The 17,100-nt window shown below is 70.8% G+C and carries 13 protein-coding genes; 5 read left to right on the forward strand and 8 right to left on the reverse strand.

What is annotated here, in order from left to right; translation table 11 throughout:
* Nucleotides 1-226: 226 nt before the first annotated feature.
* The 6 genes from ACZK39_RS09135 to ACZK39_RS09160 form a co-directional block, all read right to left on the reverse strand.
* Nucleotides 227-1,831, reverse strand: coding sequence for a carbohydrate-binding domain-containing protein (locus ACZK39_RS09135; protein WP_459055497.1), 1,605 nt, complete (start codon nt 1,829-1,831; stop codon nt 227-229).
* 296 nt (nt 1,832-2,127) lie between these two features.
* A complete protein-coding gene (locus ACZK39_RS09140) occupies nt 2,128-2,898 on the reverse strand; it encodes a polyphosphate polymerase domain-containing protein (protein ID WP_459055498.1) in 771 nt (256 codons plus the stop codon).
* Nucleotides 2,895-3,479 (reverse strand): DUF4956 domain-containing protein, encoded by a 585-nt coding sequence (locus tag ACZK39_RS09145; protein ID WP_182800193.1) that lies wholly within the window; start codon nt 3,477-3,479, stop codon nt 2,895-2,897. Before ACZK39_RS09145 ends, ACZK39_RS09140 begins: the two co-directional genes overlap by 4 nt.
* 105 nt (nt 3,480-3,584) lie before the next feature.
* Nucleotides 3,585-4,955, reverse strand: a complete 1,371-nt coding sequence (locus ACZK39_RS09150) for an FAD-binding oxidoreductase (protein WP_459055499.1) — start codon at nt 4,953-4,955, stop codon at nt 3,585-3,587.
* A gap of 110 nt (nt 4,956-5,065) precedes the next feature.
* Entirely contained in the window at nt 5,066-8,005 is a 2,940-nt protein-coding gene (locus tag ACZK39_RS09155) for a helix-turn-helix transcriptional regulator (RefSeq protein ID WP_459055500.1), read from the reverse strand.
* A 65-nt stretch (nt 8,006-8,070) separates the two neighbouring features.
* On the reverse strand, nt 8,071-8,280 hold the full coding sequence (locus ACZK39_RS09160; RefSeq protein WP_182800196.1) for a hypothetical protein: 210 nt from the start codon (nt 8,278-8,280) through the stop codon (nt 8,071-8,073).
* Between the two features lie 209 nt (nt 8,281-8,489).
* Between ACZK39_RS09160 and ACZK39_RS09165 the strand changes: the two genes are divergently transcribed.
* Nucleotides 8,490-9,314 carry a TspO-related membrane protein gene (locus ACZK39_RS09165; RefSeq protein ID WP_459055501.1) on the forward strand — a complete coding sequence of 275 codons (825 nt, stop codon included), beginning with the start codon at nt 8,490-8,492 and terminating at the stop codon, nt 9,312-9,314.
* Between the two features lie 283 nt (nt 9,315-9,597).
* Here the strand turns inward: ACZK39_RS09165 and ACZK39_RS09170 are convergent, their stop codons facing one another.
* Nucleotides 9,598-11,109, reverse strand: coding sequence for an FAD-dependent oxidoreductase (locus ACZK39_RS09170; protein ID WP_459055502.1), 1,512 nt, complete (start codon nt 11,107-11,109; stop codon nt 9,598-9,600).
* A 268-nt stretch (nt 11,110-11,377) separates the two neighbouring features.
* On the opposite strand from ACZK39_RS09170, the gene ACZK39_RS09175 reads away from it, so the two are divergent.
* Nucleotides 11,378-13,573: a GMC oxidoreductase gene (locus tag ACZK39_RS09175; protein WP_459055503.1), complete on the forward strand. Its 2,196-nt coding sequence runs from the start codon at nt 11,378-11,380 to the stop codon at nt 13,571-13,573.
* Nucleotides 13,570-14,628, forward strand: coding sequence for an alpha/beta fold hydrolase (locus ACZK39_RS09180; RefSeq protein WP_459055504.1), 1,059 nt, complete (start codon nt 13,570-13,572; stop codon nt 14,626-14,628). The genes ACZK39_RS09175 and ACZK39_RS09180 overlap by 4 nt, the downstream gene beginning before the upstream one ends.
* 68 nt (nt 14,629-14,696) lie before the next feature.
* Here the strand turns inward: ACZK39_RS09180 and ACZK39_RS09185 are convergent, their stop codons facing one another.
* Nucleotides 14,697-15,131 (reverse strand): SRPBCC family protein, encoded by a 435-nt coding sequence (locus ACZK39_RS09185; protein ID WP_459055505.1) that lies wholly within the window; start codon nt 15,129-15,131, stop codon nt 14,697-14,699.
* A 163-nt stretch (nt 15,132-15,294) separates the two neighbouring features.
* Here ACZK39_RS09185 and ACZK39_RS09190 point away from each other — a divergent pair, with 163 nt between their 5' ends.
* Together ACZK39_RS09190 and ACZK39_RS09195 are read left to right on the forward strand one after the other, a co-directional pair.
* Complete coding sequence (locus ACZK39_RS09190; protein ID WP_459055506.1) at nt 15,295-16,377, forward strand: DUF7485 domain-containing protein; 1,083 nt, start codon at nt 15,295-15,297, stop codon at nt 16,375-16,377.
* The gene (locus ACZK39_RS09195) at nt 16,370-17,092 is read left to right on the forward strand and encodes a DNA alkylation repair protein (protein ID WP_459055507.1); all 723 of its coding nucleotides are present in this window, start codon (nt 16,370-16,372) and stop codon (nt 17,090-17,092) included. The genes ACZK39_RS09190 and ACZK39_RS09195 overlap by 8 nt, the downstream gene beginning before the upstream one ends.
* Nucleotides 17,093-17,100 lie beyond the last annotated feature (8 nt).

Here is a 17,100-nt window from a genome sequence, read left to right on the forward strand (position 1 = left end):
GGGTGCGCGACGGCAGGGCGGGCCTGGGTCGGGTCAGCCCAGGCGGGACGCCAGCTGGGTGATCCCCGGGTTGGGCATCACAGCGCAAGCCCGCCCTGCCGTCCCGCATCCTCGCTGTCGGGCTCAGGCGCTCCGCGGCAGCGGGCCACGCGCGGCGGCTGGCTCAACCGTTTTTTTGGGGGGGCTCTACCCACGACGTAGCCCAACCAGCGTTCGGCGTGGCGGGTCAGCGGTTGGGGCGACCGCCTCCTCCACCCATCCCGCTTCCGGTCGAGGTGCCGGCGGTCACGACCACCGACTGCCCATCCACCGCGACGGTGTACTCCTGGCCGCTGCTGATGCCCTCACCGGAGTAGACGACGTTGGAGAAGTCCTTCTCAGCGGTGAACTCACCAACCATCTCGGAGCCCGAGAGGATCTGGACGGTGGAGCCCGCGGAGCCGGAAACCGTCGCCTGCACCCACCCCTGCGCCGACTCCGCGTCCGGGGTCTCGGCCATCCCGGAGGAGCCGACCGCCAGCAGCGTGCCGCCGCTGATCGTGAACGTGCCGTTGACGTCCAGCGCGCCGTTGCCGTCGTTCAGCGGCCCGTGCACGATGACCGTACCGCCGGTGATCTCGGCGTCTCCGTTGGAGTCGAACCCGTCCCCACCTGCGTCGATGGTGAGCGTTCCGCCGCTGACCAGCGCCGACCCGTCGATGACCCCCATCCCTCCCCCGCCTGGGCCGCCGCCCATCTGCCGGTCCGTGGAGGCGGTGTCGGTGGACGTGGTGGTGTCGGCGGCGGAGACGTTGAGGCCGTCATCCTCCGCGGTCACGTCGATGGTGCCGCCGGTGATCGCGATGTACTGCGCCTCGAGGCCCTCGTAGGACCTGGCCAACGTGACCTCGCCGTCGCCGATGACGAGGCTGAGCTCGGCGTGGATGCCGTCGTCGCCCGCCTCCACCGTGACGGTGCCCCCGGAGATGATCACGTCCGTGGCGGCGTCGAAGCCGTCGGACCCGGAGGTGAGCGCCAGGGTGCCGCCCGAGATGTCGATGAAGCCGGATTCTACCTCGGTGTCATTGGTGGACTTCAGCGCGTCACCACCCGCCTCGACCGTGACGGCGCCGCCCGTGATGGCGAGGTGGTCCTTGCCGCGGATGCCGTCGTCGGCCGCGGTGACCTGGATGCTGCCGCCGACGATGGCCAGGCCGTCGGCAGTGGCGATCCCGTCGAGGCTCCGCCCGGTGACCGTGAGGGAGCCGTCGCCGCCGATGGTCAGGTCCGCCTTGGAATAGAGGGCCGCGGTGGGCGCCTCGTCGGAGGTGCCGGCGTAGCTGGCCGCGTCGGTGAGCGTGCTGCTCGTGCCGTCGGCGAGCACCACCACCGCCTCGCCGGCATCGGCGATGGTGATCGCCGGCCCCGTGTCCGAGGTGATCTCGGCGTCGGAGAGGACGAGCTTCACCTCGTCGTCGGAGGCCGAGTTGACCACCACCTGGCCGTCGAGCGAGCCGGTGAGCACGTAGGTGCCGCCGGCGGTGATGGTGACGGTGTTGCCGTCGATGGTGACGCCCTCGCCGTCGACGGTCGCGGTGCTGCCGCTCAGCGTGATGGTGGTGGCCGACGATGCGTCCCACGTCACGTCGGCGGCGTCCGGCGTGGCGTTGGCGGCCCGGGTGGCGTCCACAGTGAGGGCCGCGCCGTCGACGGTGGTCGCGGTGGTGGTCGTGGTGGTGGCGGAGGTCGTCCCGGCGGCGGCCGTGCTCCCGACGCCGGTGGCGCCGCAGCCCACGAGCAGGGCGCCGACGGCGAGGGAGGACAGGGAGGCGAGGAGTCGCTTGGGGGTCATGGTCATATCTCCTGTGGTGCTTGGTGGGTGTCGGGTTGGGTCGGGTGACGGGGGTGTGACTGGTTGTCAGGTTGCGTTTCTTAGGCTTCGAGGCTCGTCGCTGCGCTCCTCACACCTCAGCCAGCAGAAGGGTGAGCGACCACTTCCCGGGTCACTCGGCGGCGGCCCCACTCCGCTGGCTGAGGTGCCGCGCAGCGGCCTCGAAGCCTACGAAACGTAGGCTGACAAGGTCACGTGTGTTGGGCTTCGAGGGTCGTCGCTGCGCTCCTCACACCTCAGCCGGCGGTGGAGGGTGGTCAGGCGGCGGCGAGTTCGGTGTGGGTCATGAGGCGGTGCCAACGGTTGTGGGGCAACTCGGGGCGGAGCGTCGCCAACCCCGTGGCGTACTTCGACATGGACACGGGCCGGTGCCCGCGACCCCACAGCACCCGGTCCGCCACCGACGCCCCGGCACTGGACTTCGTCTCGACGATCACCAGGCCGTCGGCCGATCGCTCGTGGCCGGTCTGTCGGTCGGACCACGTCAGGTGCGTGTCGAGCGTGGCGCGGGCGGCGCCGTCGGGCATGAGGAACGTGGACCGGGTGTAGGTGACGTCCAGGACGGGCTCCAGTTCCTCGTCGAGCCGGATCCGGTCCCCCCCGAGGGCCTCGGCGACGAACTCGCGGGCGCCTCCGTCGAGGTGGCGGATCGGCTGCTCCCACGCCACCCGGCGCTTGACCGTGCAGCCGCCGCGGCGGGTCTTGACCTCGAGGAACTGCTGGTCCGTGTCCACATATCGGCGGGTGCGCACCTTGAAGCGGTGACGGCGCCTGTGGGCCGTGCCGAGGAAGCAGTCGAGACCCGCGGTGTCGAAGTAGGTGGAGAGGTAGCCGAATCGACGGCGCCCGTCGATCTCGAGGACCCGGGCCTCACGCGGGAGACCGAGGACGAACGCGTCGGCCTCGGCTGAGGTGAGCACGTACTTGCGGTCCACCCGGGTGAGCAGGGCAGCGGTCCGGTTGAGCTCGTCGAGGGAGACCGGTTCGCGGGCGGCGAGGCCGCGGAGCGGGAGTGTCGCGGCGGTCATCGTGCGTCCGCCCAGGCGACGCGGCGCGTGACGGACGGGGTGGTGGAGCGGTAGCGGACGTCGACGGTGGTGGTGTCGTTGACCAGGTCCAGCCGCTGGACGCTGAGGTGCTTGACGGTGCCGCCGAGGCGGTCCTGCAGGTAGCCGATCAGCGTCGCCTCGTCGGTGATGGCGCGGTCCACCACCACCACCTCACGCTTGTGGCCGCGCAGCAGCATCCCGTGGTCCGCGACGAACATGCCGGCGAGGACCACCGCCATCAGACTGAGCGCCATCACGGGCTCGGCCCCGAGGCCGCTGAGCAGGCCGAGCGCCAGGGCGCTGAAGTAGTAGGCGATCTCGTGCTGGGCCAGCTCGTCGGAGCGGAGCCGGATGATCGACAGCACGCCGAAGAGCCCGAGGCCCAGGCCGGCGCCCACCGCGGTGGAGAGCAGGACGGAGCTGACCGCCATGATGCCGATGTTGACGCCGAGGTAGGCCACGACGAGGTCGCGGCGGCCATGGCGGGGGAAGTACAGGCCGAGCGTCAGGATCAGGATGCCGACGATGTTGGCGAGGTACAGGATGGCGGTGGTGGACACAGGGGTTCTCCTCGGTGGCGGTTTCGGTGATGTACCTATTCCGCCAGCCGAGACTGTGGGGTTACTGTGGGCGCCCTGCGCCGCCGCTATGAGTCCGCTCAGCCGTCAGAGCGGGAGGCCCCGGGAACGGAAAAGGTTCGAGGGGTCGTAGAGGCTCTTGACCGACGCCAGCCGTTCGAAGTTCTCCCCGTGTGCACGCCTGACCGCCGACGGGTCGGTGAGGTCGTCGAAGTTGAGGTAGGAGCCCGCGCTCGAGAAGGGCTGCAGGGCCTTCGTCGCGTCGCGCGCCCAACCGATGTTGGCTCGGTCGTCGGCGGGGTCGTCCCAGTTGGATTCCAGCCCGATCATGTACGGCGAGGTCCGGTTGGCGATCGGCGTGCCGTCCGAGGGCACCACCGCGATCGCGCCACCGTTGATCCAGATGTCCAGTGACGTCAGGGGCGAGGGCCGCCGGGCAGCCAGGTCGAGGATCACCTCAGAGGCGTCAGGGGTGAGATCCACCAGGTGCGACGAGCGCCAGTAGTAGCGCCGGCCGCGCGGATAGTCCTCGTCGAAGAACTTCTGCGCCTCCACCCAGGGCACGACGCCGCTCATGTCGGTGAGGACGGTGCCGAGGTCGCGCAGCGGCGCGCAGACGCGCTCCCCATCGTCGACGTCCCCGATGTAGGGGCCGGCGATCCCGACGAACGGCTGTCCCCACAGCTCGCGGGGGAACGGTTCCGCCTCCGGGAAACTCCAACACACAGCGATGGAGCCGAACTCGTCCGGTGCGGACCCCACGAACTCGCGCAGGTTGGCCAGCACCTTCTTCCCCTCGCTCAGCGGGTAGGTCAGGAACGGCAGGTACACGTCAGGGCCGACGGGGTGCGCCTCGTACTCGAGGGCCGTCACCACGCCGAGGTCCCACCCGCCGCCGCAGAGGGCCCAGTACAACTCCGAGTGCTCCTCGATGGACGCGTGGACCAGGCGACCGTCGGCCGTCACGACGTCGGCGCCGGTCACGTTGTCGCAGCTCAGGCCGTGCTTGCGGCGCATCCAGCCGTAGCCGCCACCCAACGTCAGCCCCGCGACCCCTGTCTCGGACACCACGCCCAGCGGCACCGCCAGCCCGTGCTTCTGGGTGGCCGCGTCGACGTCGCCGATCTGCGCCCCGCCCTCGGCGCGCACCAACCGCTGGACGGGGTCCACCCTCACGGCCCGCATCCGCCCCAGATCGATCACCAGGCCGCCGTCGATGACTGAGGAGCCGGCCACGTGGTGGCCTCCGCTGCGCACGGAGATCCCCAGGTCGTGAGACCTGGCGAACCTGACCGCCTCGACGACGTCGTCCGTCCCTTGGCAGCTCACGATGGCCGCGGGCCTCTTGTCGATGGTGCCGTTCCACACGCGGCGTGCGGTGTCGTACTGGTCGTCCGCGGCTGAGAGCACCGAGCCGTGGACGCCGGCCGCGAGCTGAAGGAGAGCGTCCCTGTCCATCTCCGGAGTGTGCCTGCTCGCCCGCCGAAATCCGACGCTGACGAGGGCGATCACTGGCGGCGCACGCCTCACCAGCGACGACGCTGCGGCGTTCGGCTCGCCGCACCCCTTTATGGGCGGTCCCGGCCGGTCTCGGCCCCTTGGAGTCTGGCCGCGATGACGGCGGCCTCAGTGCGCGAGCCGACGCCGAGCTTGCGCAAGATGGCGGACACATGGACGCTGGCAGTCTTGTCGCTGATGAACAGGCGCCTCCCGATCTCGCGGTTGGTGAGGCCCTCAGCCACCAGGTGGAGGACCTGCCGCTCGCGGTCCGTGAGATGCGCAGGGGCTTGGGTGGAGTGGGGCACCTCCGCCAACAGATGCGCCCGGCTTCTCAGCTCGGTGACCTTCCGCAGGGTCAGCAGGTCATGGATCCGCCCCGACAGGTGCGCCGCCTGGTCCAGCGTCTCCTCGGCCGCCAGCCGGTCGCCCGACATGATCTGTACCTCACCGAGCCGGAAGAGGGCATCCGAGTGGTACTGGATCGGGACCCGTCCCCGCTCCGCGGCGGCCACGGCCTCGCGCCAGGCGACGACGTCGGTGCCCGCGCCGTCGGCGCCCCCCAGCCGGGCCTCCAGGAGGGCGCGCCAGTCGGCCACCACCTCCCACAGGGCGAGGCTGTCGAGGGTGGAGCGGAGCCGCTGCTCGGCGGCGGCGAAGGGATACCCCTCGCCGGAAAGGATGCCGTCGGCATGGGCGCTTCGCAGAGAGGCCATCACCTCCGCGCCGAGCACCGTGAGCCTCAGGGCAGCGCGGCTTGCCACCGACCGATGACCGTCCCACAGGCACTCGACCTGCTCCCAGGCGCCCGGCAGATCATCGACGGCGAGCGCCACCGCGCCCACCGCCCGCGCGACCGTCAGCCTGCCGGTTGCGCTGCGGCGAGCGCCGTCGATCGCCTGGGCGTGCTGCCGCATCAGGTCCCGGGCCTGGCCGGCCCGGTCCCGGAGGCGCAGGATGTCCATCTGGGCCAACCTGCAGTAGCCGCCGGCGAAGGTCCACGGCCCCAACCCGATCAGTTCCTGCCCCATCCGCTCGGCGGCGGGCAGGTCCCCCAGATCGAGGTGGACGTTCATCACGTGCAGCGAGATGGCGCTCCCCCAGCTGCGCTGCCGCCACGTCTCGCGCGCCAACGTCAACGCGGCAAGGCCTTCCTCGAGCGCTTCACGATGCCGTCCGACGAGGCGCAGCAGGTCCAGCCGCAGGCCGGAGGCGCGCAGGAAGGCATCGGGGTCCGCGTTCATGGCCTGTACCTCGGCCAGGCCCTCGAGGGCGCCGTCGACATCGCCGGAGTATCCGCGGATCGAGGAGATCGAGGTGAGTGCGCGTGCGAACTCGGCCCGAGCCTTCCCCTTGACGCGGTCTGATGCGTCACCCTCCATCAGCACTCTCGCACCCTCCAGCGCCTCCTGGAGCCTGCCCCATCCGACCTCCGGGTCGCCGTAGAAGGCCTGGGCGATCCCGAGCCCACAGGTCACCCGGACGCGCGCCAACCGGTCCAGGTCGTCGCCGTCCGGCGGCAGCTCCGCGTACGCGGCCTCGGCCAGCTCGCAGATCCCGGGCTGCCCCAGGCCTTGGGCGAAGATCGTCTGCTCATGCAGGAGCAGCGCGCGACTGCGGTGATCGTCGGCCGCGCACCGCGCCAGCTCACGCTGCAGAAGCGCCAGCGACCGCGGGTCCGCGGTCTCCATGAACAGGGCCGCAACGTCCAGGACGAAGTCGGTGCGGGTGCAACCCGCGACCGTCGGCGCGTCGGGCACCGCGGACCACAGCTCCAGCGCCTGCTCGCCGAACGAGGCTGCGCTCACCAGCGCCCCCGTCGCCCTGGCCTCGCGGGTGGCCCGGTGCAGGGCCTGGAAGGCGCGCGGCCAGTTGCGGACCTTGGTCCAGTGGTGGGCGATCTGGGCGGCGCTCCCGGCCCCGCCGGCCCTCTCCAACTCCTCCGCGTACCGGGCGTGGAAGCGTGCGCTCTCCCCCGGCAACAGTTCGCCCTCGATCGCCTCCTGGCTGAGCGCGTGGCGGAAGGCGTAGCTGGTGTCCCGCGCGGAGAGGATGTGCGCCTCAACCGCCTCCCGCAGCGCGGCCTCCAACTCAGACGGGTCGCCGTCATGGACTGCCTCGACGAGGTCGTGCGGCACGGACACCCCGCCTGCCGCCAGCATCCGCAACACGGCCTGGGTGGGCCGGCCGACCCCGTGGTAGCGGGCGAGCACCACATCGCGCAGGGACTCCGGGAGGGCGTGGCCGTCGAGGGCGACGAGCTCCTCCACCAGGAACGGGACGCCGTCGCTTCTTCGCGACAGGCTGGCAACATCGACGCCGTGGTCCGGGCCGCGGAGGTGGGCCACCTGCGCCTCAATTTCCTCCCGGGAGAGCCGTCGGAGGTCGATGCGGAACACGTGCCGCATCCGCTCCAGCTCGACCAGGAACGGCCGCAGCGGATCGGTCCTGCCCACCTCGTCGGTCCGGTAGCTGAGGGCGAGCATGAGGCGGCCGCCCCGGAATCGCCCCATCACGGCGCGCAGCAGGTCGAGGGTCGCGGCGTCGGCCCACTGCAGGTCCTCAAGCACCACCAGGACCGGGGTGATCCTGGACAGGCCGACGAGGAGGTCGCGGACGGCCTCGTGGAGCTGCTCGCGGTCTGCGCGCTCTGTTTCGCCGCCGTCCAATTCCGGGACGAGGGCGGCCAATGTGGCGAGACGGACGGGTCCCGCCACCGCGCTGACAGTATCGGCGCTGAAGGCCGCGACCAGGTCCCGCAGCGCCTCGCGCACGGGCTCGAACGGGGTGGCGAACCGGCCCATGCCCACGCAGTGCCCCACCGCGACGGCAATGTCGGACCCCAAGCCGGCGGCGAAATCACGCAGCAGCCTGGTCTTCCCGATGCCTGCCTCACCGGCGATGATCACGCCCCTCGGCACGTTGCCGAGTGAGGCGCGGAACAGGTCGCGCAGATGAGCCAGCTCCCAGTCCCTGCCGACGATGACAGGGCTGACCGTGGCGTCAGTCATTCCTCATGGTGACATACGGACCGACCGCCACCAAGGGTCAGGAAAGCGGGGCCGCTGACGGGTCCTCAGGCGCCCAGTGGCGCATGACGCCTGGGGATGTGGAAACCCTTGAGCAGATCGGACAGGCCCTCCCAGAGGGACCAGTGATGGTTCGGGTCGCTGGGCGTCAGTCCGCCGCGTTCGGCGATGATCCGACGACGTTCAGCGTCCAAGGCGACGTCTGCGGCGCGGTCGCGGTAGACCGACGACGCGAGGTTGATCTCGAGCTGTGACATGGCTGCCTTTCCTCTGGCTCTCCCCCCATGGGGCCATGGGTCAACACTCCGCTCTAAGGGGGGTGGCCGGCATCGGGCAGGTGCCTTAGTTCCGCTGCTTGGGCGGCCCGATCCTGCGGCCTGAGGCATCCGGAGTCGACGGGGGCTGGCGCCGTGACCAATGTTTGTATAAGCTTTGTTCAACGTTAGTCTCTGAGGAAGGGCGAACCATGCTCCGCAACGATCGAATCCGGCAAGTCGTCATCACCGCCAGCGCGGTCTTCATGATCATCGGAACCCTCTTCGGCATCGGGGTGATCGGCACCCGCGTCGAGGAGGCCGCCGGCGGCAGCCTGTCCGCCACCGCGACACTCGTCGCCCCCGCGGTCAACGCGTTCTCGATCTGGTCGGTCATCTACGCCGGACTCATCGCCTACGTGGTCTGGCAGTGGCTGCCGGCCAACACCACCAGCGCCCGCGCCCGCTCCATCGGCTGGCTGGCCGCGGCGTCGATGGTGCTCAACGCCTCTTGGCTCCTGGTCACGCAGGTGGGCTGGCTGTGGGCGAGTGTCGCGGTGATCGTCGCCCTCGCGCTGGTGCTCGGCGAGCTGGTCCGACGGCTGACCGCGCTCCCCGCCGACGCCGACCGCCCCGCCACGACGTGGGCCGAGCGCTTCATCGTCGACGGCACCTTCGGGCTGTACCTCGGCTGGGTGTCGGTGGCCACCGTCGCCAACATCACCGCGACCCTCGTAGATTCCGGCGTCAACCCGGCGGCTCCCGTCTCGGAGTACCTGGCTGTCGCGGTGCTGGCGGTGGCCGCTGCGCTGGGCGTCATACTTGCGAAGGCGTTCGGCGGCCGGTTCGGCGTGGCCGCCGCCATGGCCTGGGGCCTGGGCTGGATCGCTGTGGGACGCCTCACCGACGCGCCGGCGTCCACGCTCACCGGGGTGGCGGCTGCGGTCGCGGCGGCTGTGATTGTCGCGGCGGCGGTGGCCGTCCGGCTGCGCACGTCGTCGCCCGTCAGGTCCCGGGCAGCCCAGGCGACCGCCTGACCCGACCACGTCGGCTGTGGCGCGGGAGCGAAGCGACGAGCCCGCACCGCGGGCTGAGGTGCGAGGAGCGCAGCGACGAGCCTCGAAGCCTAAGAAACGTACCTAGTCAGCTCACGTTTCAAAGGCTTCGAGGCCGCTTCGCGGCACCTCAGCCAGCAGGGAAAGCAACACGCAGCACCTCCCGCTGGCTGAGGAGCGAGGAGCGCAGCGACGAGCCTCGAAGCCTAAGAAACGTACCTAGTCAGCTCACGTTTCAAAGGCTTCGAGGCCGCCACGCGGCACCTCAGCCAGCGGGAGTGGCGACCGGGGGTAGGTCCTTCACCGCGGGACCCTCGAGCAAGGCCCCGTCGGCCGCGAACCTGGAGCCGTGCAGCGGACAGTCCCATGACCTCTCCGCATCGTTCCACCGCACCACCCCACCCAGGTGGGTGCACACGCCAGACACCCGGCAGGTCACACCGCCGACCGTCGACACCGCCTCAGGGAGGCCCCGCGAACCCCGGCCGACGACGCCCTCCCCCTCCGAGGGGGGCCCGTCGGGGAGGGCGCGCAGCTCAGCTTGGACCCAGTCCTGCGCGAGGGTCGCGGCCACCTTGAGGTTGGGCGCGACGGCGCTGACCACAGCCTTGGGCTTGGGTCGCCGCGACAGTAGCGTCTCCGCCCACGCCATGGATCCGTCGAGGATCTGCGCGCTGAGGCTGAGCGCCGCCGCGACCCCGTTGGTCATGCCCCACTTGTTGTAGCCCGTGGCGACGAAGATCTTCCCGCCACCTCGGGGCATGGGCCCAACGAACGGCACGCGGTCCACGGCCTGGTAGTCCTGCGCGGACCAGGCGTGCAGGGGTTCTGCGCCGGGGAAGTTCTCCTGCGCCCACCGTCGGAGATCCGCGACGGCCTCCGCCTCGGAGTCGGTGCGGCCCACGACGTGCCCGTTGCCGCCCACCATGAGCAGCTCGCCGTCGTCGACGGGGACCGTGCGGAGTGATCTCGACGGACTGTCCGCGCTCAGATACATGCCCTGCGGGATGGCGCCAGGCACGCGGTAGGTGGTGGCGTAGGAACGCATCGGGGCGAGCTTGGCGAAGTAGCCGCCGCGGTCCAGGATGGGGCTGCCGGTGGCGAGGATGAGCCGGTCGGCGGTGAGGGTGCCGCGCGTGGTGGTGACGGTGACGATGCGGCCCGGGTCCGCGTCGGTGACCCGGGCATCCTCGACGAGCACGCCCCCGTGCGCGGCGAGCTCGGCCAGGAGGACGTCGAGGACCAGCAGCGGGTGGATCTGCACCTGGTCCGCCAGAGAGATGGCTCCGGCCACCTTGAACGGCAGCTCGGTGTCGACGGTCCACTCGGCCTCGAGGCCCGACGCGCGGCAGGCGTCGTGTTCGGCGCGCAGGCCCATCACGGCGTCGTCGCCCGCCACGTAGGTGTAGGCGGTCCTGCGCTGGTACGCCACGCCGCGATCCTCGAGCAGCCGAACCAGCCACGCCTGCCCCTCCCTGTTGCCCTCGACGTAGGCGCGGAGCACGTCGTCGGACTGGTGGGACCGGAGGTCGGAGAGGACGGTGCCCTGAAGCAGCGACACCTTCGCGGTGGTGTTTCCGGTGGCGACGGCGCCCACTGATCGCGCCTCGATGACGACGACGCGCTGGCCGGACCTGGCCAGCAGCGCCGCGACGGTGAGGCCCGTGATCCCGGCACCGGCGATGACGGTGTCCAGGTGTGCGCCCTCCGGGAATGGGCCCGACGGCGCGCTCAGGGTGGGGTGGGTGACGAACCAGACTGACTTCATGGTCTCCATGCCCCATCATCGCCCCGGCCGGGTCGTGGCCCCGGCCGGTTGGCGAAATCAGGTCCGGATTCCGCCCCTTCCCCGCGGCTCCGTCCGGCCGTTAGGGTGAGCCATGAGCGAGCGTGCCCCCGTCGAGCGGGTCGATGCAGTGGTAGTGGGATCAGGCTTCGGGGGGTCCGTGACGGCCTTTCGGCTGGCCGAAGCGGGACACGCGACGGTCCTTTTGGAGCGCGGCCGCCCATATCCACCAGGAAGTTTCGCGCGGAATCCGCACGAGATGAGCCGTGCCTTCTGGGAGCCGAAGGACGAGCTGTTCGGCCTGTTCGACATCAAGTCCTTCCGCAAGCTGGAGGCGGTGGTCTCCAGCGGCCTGGGCGGCGGTTCTCTGATCTACGCCAACGTGCTGCTGCGCAAGGACGAGAAGTGGTTCGTGGCCGACTCGCCGCTCCCCGGCGGCGGCTACGAGCACTGGCCGATCAGCCGCGCGGACCTGGAGCCGCACTACGACGCGGTGGAGGCGATGCTGACCCCCGTCCCGTCGCCCTACCCGGACCTGCCGAAGACGAGGGCTTTGCGCGAGGCCGCGGAGTCGTTGGGGCTGGACGTGATCCACCCTCCCCTGGCCATCTCCTTCTCCGCGACCCCGCACGGGGCGCCCGCGATGAAGCAGATCATCGCGCCCCCGGAGTACGGGAACCTGCACGACACCACCCGCCTCACCTGCCGGCTCTGCGGCGAGTGCGACATCGGCTGCAACGAGGGCGCCAAGAACACCCTGGACCACACGTACCTCTCGGCCGCGGTCCACCACGGCGCCGACATCCGCCCCCACTGCGAGGTCTCGGGCATCGTCCCGCTGAGCGGCGGCGGCTACTCCGTGCGCTACACCGAGTACGGCGACCCGCTGGAGGACAACGGCCACCGCACGCGCACCACCCGCACCCTCCATGGCGACCGGCTGTTTCTGGCCGCCGGTGCGCTGGGCACCACCACCCTCCTGCTGCGCAACCGGGTGAACCTCCCTGGCCTGAGCCGGGCGTTGGGGTCGCGGTTCTCGGGCAACGGCGATCTCCTCACCTTCGCGATGGGCGCCCGGGTGGACACCGAGTCCGGGAACCCTCGGCTCATCGACGGCAGCCACGGTCCAGTGATCACCACGTCGATCCGCGTGCCCGACGCTCTGGACGGAGACCCGCAGCACCACCGCGGGTACTACGTGCAGGAGGCCGGGTTCCCCGAGTTCGCCAACTGGCTGATCGAGACCGCCCAGGTGACGTCGTCGCTCCAGCGGGCGGCGAAGGTGGCGCGCGAGATCCTGCTGCACCGCCTTCGGGGGCAGAACGAATCGACCATCTCGGCGGAGGTCGCTGGGCTGGTCGGTCAGGGCCGCCTGGGCTCGAGCTCGCTGCCGATGCTGGGAATGGGCCGGGACGTCGCGGACGGACGCGTGGTCCTGAGGGACGGCCAGATCGATGTCGACTGGTGCAGCGCGACGTCGATGCGCTACTTCACCGCCATGCGCGAGACCATGCGGGCGATGTCGGACAAGCTGAACGCCGACTTCCACGACAACCCGCTGTGGTGGACGAAGCGCGTCGTGACTGTGCACCCGCTCGGGGGCGCGCCGATGGGCCGCTCGCCCCATGACGGGCTGGTCGACGCGCATGGTGAGGTGTTCGGCTACCCCGGTCTCTTCATCGTCGACGGCGCGGCGATGCCCGGCCCGGTGGGCCCGAATCCGGCGCTCACCATCGCCGCGAACGCGGACCGGATCGTGGAGCGGGTGCTGGAATCGGCGCCTGCAGGACGCCGGTCGGACGAGAACGACGACGACCTGCCGGGATCCGCGCCGGCCGCTCTCCTCGACGGCGACACCGTCGAGTTCACCGAGCAGATGAAAGGCTTCCTGGCGCTCGGCGAGACGGATCCCGTCGTCGGCTGGAAGCGGGCGCGGCTGGTGAATCAGCGGTTCATGTTCGAGCTGACCATCACCGTCCCCGACGTGGAACGGTTCCTCGCCGACGACCTGCACCCCGGGACCGCGTCGGGGTACGTGCGCTGCGAGGAGTTGGGCGGGAAGCTTCCTGTGGAGCGGGGCTTCTTCAACCTGTTCGTCGCCACGGAGTTCGCCGCCACGCGGGAGATGCGCTACCGGCTGTGGTTCCGTGACCTCGCCGGTGCGCCGGTGACGATGTACGGCTTCAAGACCGTGCGCAACGACCCGGGGTTGGACATCTGGAAGGACACCTCCACCCTGTACATCACGCTGCTCAAGGGGCATGTGCCGCCCGGCGGCGACGGGCCGGTCCTCGGCGCCGGGCTCCTCCGCATCCTGCCGCGCGACTTCGCCCGCCAACTCACCACGTTCCGCGCGGACGGCCGGACCCCGCTGCGCTCGTTGGGCAGGTTCGGGACCCACTTCGCGCGCACCTTGACCGATACCTACGGGCCCGTTCGCAAGGAGGACCGATGAGCACCCCGGTACAGATCCGGCCCACCACCCGCGCCGACCATCGGGTCACCCACCACGTGATCGCCGCGCGCGACGGGCACCCGATCACCCTGCTGCGGATCCGCGGCAGGCATGAGCCGACGCGGGAGCCGGTGATTCTGGTGCACGGCGCGGGGGTCCGTGGGGAGATCTTCCGGCCCCCGGTGCCGCGGACGTTCGTCGACGCGCTGATCGACGACGGGTGGGACGTGTGGCTGCTCAACTGGCGGGCGTCGATCGACCTCGATCCGGTTGCCTGGACCCTCGACGATGCCGCCGCGTGGGACCATCCGGCCGCCGTCGAGTACGTGGCCGAGGCGACCGGGTCACCGACCATGAAGGCGGTCATCCACTGCCAGGGGTCCACCTCGTTCGCCATGGCCGCCGCGGCGGGGCTGCTTCCTCAGGTGACCACGATCGTCTCCAACGCGGTGTCGTTCCACCCCGTGATCCCGCCGGTGTCGGTGTTCAAGATCCGTCGGCTTCGGCCTCTCCTCCAGCCGCTCAGCCCGTACCTGAACCCGGCCTGGGGCGACGAGCCGGACTCGCTGTTCGCGCGCGCCACCAGGGCGGCGGTGAACCTGACGCACCGCGAGTGCGACAACTCCGTGTGCCGGCAGGTGAGCTTCACCTACGGCGCGGGCAGGCCTGCGCTGTGGTCGCACGCCAACCTGGATGCTGACACGCACGAGTGGATCCGCGGCGAGTTCGGGAAGGTGCCGATGAGCTTCTTTGCGCAGATGGACGCCTCGGTCCGCGCGGGGCACCTGGTGTCGGTGTCGCGGAGGGAAGGGCTCCCGGACGACTACGGAGTGAGCGCGCCCCAGACCGCCGCCCGGTGGGTGCTCTACGCCGGGCGCAACAACCGCTGCTTCCTGCCCGAGAGCCAGGAGCGCACTCATCGGTGGCTGGAGGGGGTGGAGCCGGGGCGGCATGCGCTGCGCGTGGTGCCCGGGTACGGTCACCTGGACATTTTTCTTGGCCGCGACGCGGCGCGAGACGTGTTCCCGGGGATGCTGGCCGAGTTGGCCCGCTGACCCCCACCGCTGGTTGAGGCGCTGCGCGGCACCTCAGCCAGCGGGCCAGCCGGCTGACACGGACACGCTCAGGCCGCGAGCAACCTGACCAGCACTCGCCGGTAGCCGCCGCGCAGCACCCGCGCCGCCGTCGGCTGGAGGAAGCCCGGCAGCCACGGGAGATGGACGGTCTGCTCCCATCGGACCGCGCTCCCGCCGGCCGACGGCGTGGCGGTGACCTGCACGACACCGCGGATGACGCGACCCCGCTTTACGATGGTCGCCGCCGCGTCGGGCGCGAAGGTGAGTGCCTCGATGCGCATGTGGTCATCGAAGCCGAACCGGCCCACGCCGGTGCGGCCGACGAACCGCGACCCCACCGTCAACTCGTCCGCCGAAACCGCCGGGGTCACCCTGGTCAGCGGGATGAGGCGGTCATGGGCGCGGAGGTCGAGGAGGCGGCGCAGGGCCTGGTCGGACGGGCATGCGGCCGGGAGTTCGACGGTGAAGTGGGCCCGGATCATCGCCCAATCCTAGGCGGCCCCGGGCCGGGCGAGATCCGGTCTGCAACTTGCTATCCATAGAGCGGTTTCTGCGTATATACACACAAGCCGCTCTCTGGATAGCAAGTTGCAGACAGCTTCGGGCCAGCGCCCAGGGGTATCGTGAGGAGATGAGGTTTGCTTGATGTTCTGCCGTGTATCTGCCGTTGTCGGCGCCGTTTGCATCGCGCTCGGCGTCTCAGGCTGCGCCCCCGCGCTGCCCTCACCCTCGCCGACGACGAGCCGGTCGGCGACGTCGACGGCCGCACCCACCCCGGATGCCACCCAGTCGGCAAACCCCGCAGCTTCACCGTCGCTGCTCGACTTCACCACGCAGACCGTTCTCCTCCCCGAATTCCACGAGCTCGCGCCGCCCTGGGAGGAGCTGTTCACGCTCCCCTACGGCGACGGCGAGGACCGGCTCGGCACCTCCCCCGGCGGCGAGGGCCTCGAATGGGGCCCCAGCTACGGCACGCAGCTGCCCGACGGCACCTGGTGGTTCCTCGACACCGCCAACTTCCGCCTGGCCCACTTCGACGAGGGCGGCTCGTACCTCGGCGACGCCCCCCTCCCCGAGGAGCACCTCGCCCAGGGAGAGTTTCTTCAATGGCAGTCCCCGCAGGCGCTGGCCGACGGCACCGTCGTGCTGCAGAGCACCACCCCCGACCGCCCCGGGATGCTGAGGCTGGCCCCGGACGGCACGTTCTCCCGGGTGGAGCTGGACCGGTTCCCGGGGCTCAAAGGCACCGACGGCACCAGCCTCTTCGGCTTCGACGAGGATGGCCGCCCCGTCGTGGTGGACCCGGCAGATGGCTTGCTCGCGCAGGTGGATTCCTTCGTCGGGCAGGGTGGGCTGAGCTATTTCGTCGAGGCGGAGCCAGGGAGCGTCTCGGTCCAGCTCGGTGACCTGGCGCTGCCCATCCCGCTTGAGGCGGCGGACCACCCCGACGCCCTGGTGTATCCCTCGATCGAGGCGGCCACGGGCACCGACGGAGTTCTCACGCTCCTGGTGAGCGGGATCGCGGAGGTGGAGACCGGCGTGGCGGTTGACGCCTCAGCCGTGCTGCGCATCGACGCGGCGGGGGCGGGCACCGTCGAGCCCGTTCCCATGCTCACCAGCGAGGCCGACCCGGGCGACGGCGCCCGTCTGGGCATCCGGCTCGGGGATGATCGCCCGTGGCTGATGGCTGTCGACGCGGACGCCCTCCGGGTCTACCGCCGTGGGTGAGGAGTGGGCCGCGGGTCTGGCCGCGGAGCTCGACGCCGAGCTTCGCGCGCGGGCGGTCCCCGAGCGCGCCGCGGGCGAGAAGGCCTACCTCAAAAGCGAGTTGACGCACTACGGGGCATCGATGCCGGCGATGCGCGCCGCTGTCCGCGCGGCCATGGCGGGGGTCACGCTGGGCCACGACGAGTTGGTCGCGCTCGTCGAGGCGCTGTGGGCCGAGCCGGTGCATGAGCGTCGCGCGGCCTCCGTCGACCTTCTGGAGACACACCGCGGGCTCCTGGGGGTGGCGGATGCCGACCTGCTCGAGCGGCTGCTGCGGGAGTCGCGGACCTGGGCGCTGGTGGACTCGTTAGCCGGCTCCGTCGTCGGCCCGGTCTCCGACGGCGACCCGTTATGGGGTCCCGTCCTGGACGGATGGGCCTCCGACGACGACTTCTGGATCAGGCGTTCGGCGCTCCTCGCCCACCTGATCCCGCTGCGCACCGGGGGCGGGGACTGGGCGCGCTTCGCCCGCTACGCCGACGCCATGCTGGAGGAGAAGGAGTTCTTCATCCGCAAGGCGATCGGGTGGATCCTCCGCGACACCGCCCGACGGCGGCCGGAGTATGTCTTCGACTGGCTGCTGCCGCGCGCGGGCAGAGCGTCGGGAGTGACGATCCGAGAGGCGGTCAAGTACCTCGCGCCGGAGCAGCGGGAAGCCGTTCTGGCCGCCCGCTGATCCGAACG

This window comes from Tessaracoccus luoxuelianae, from assembly GCF_055326245.1.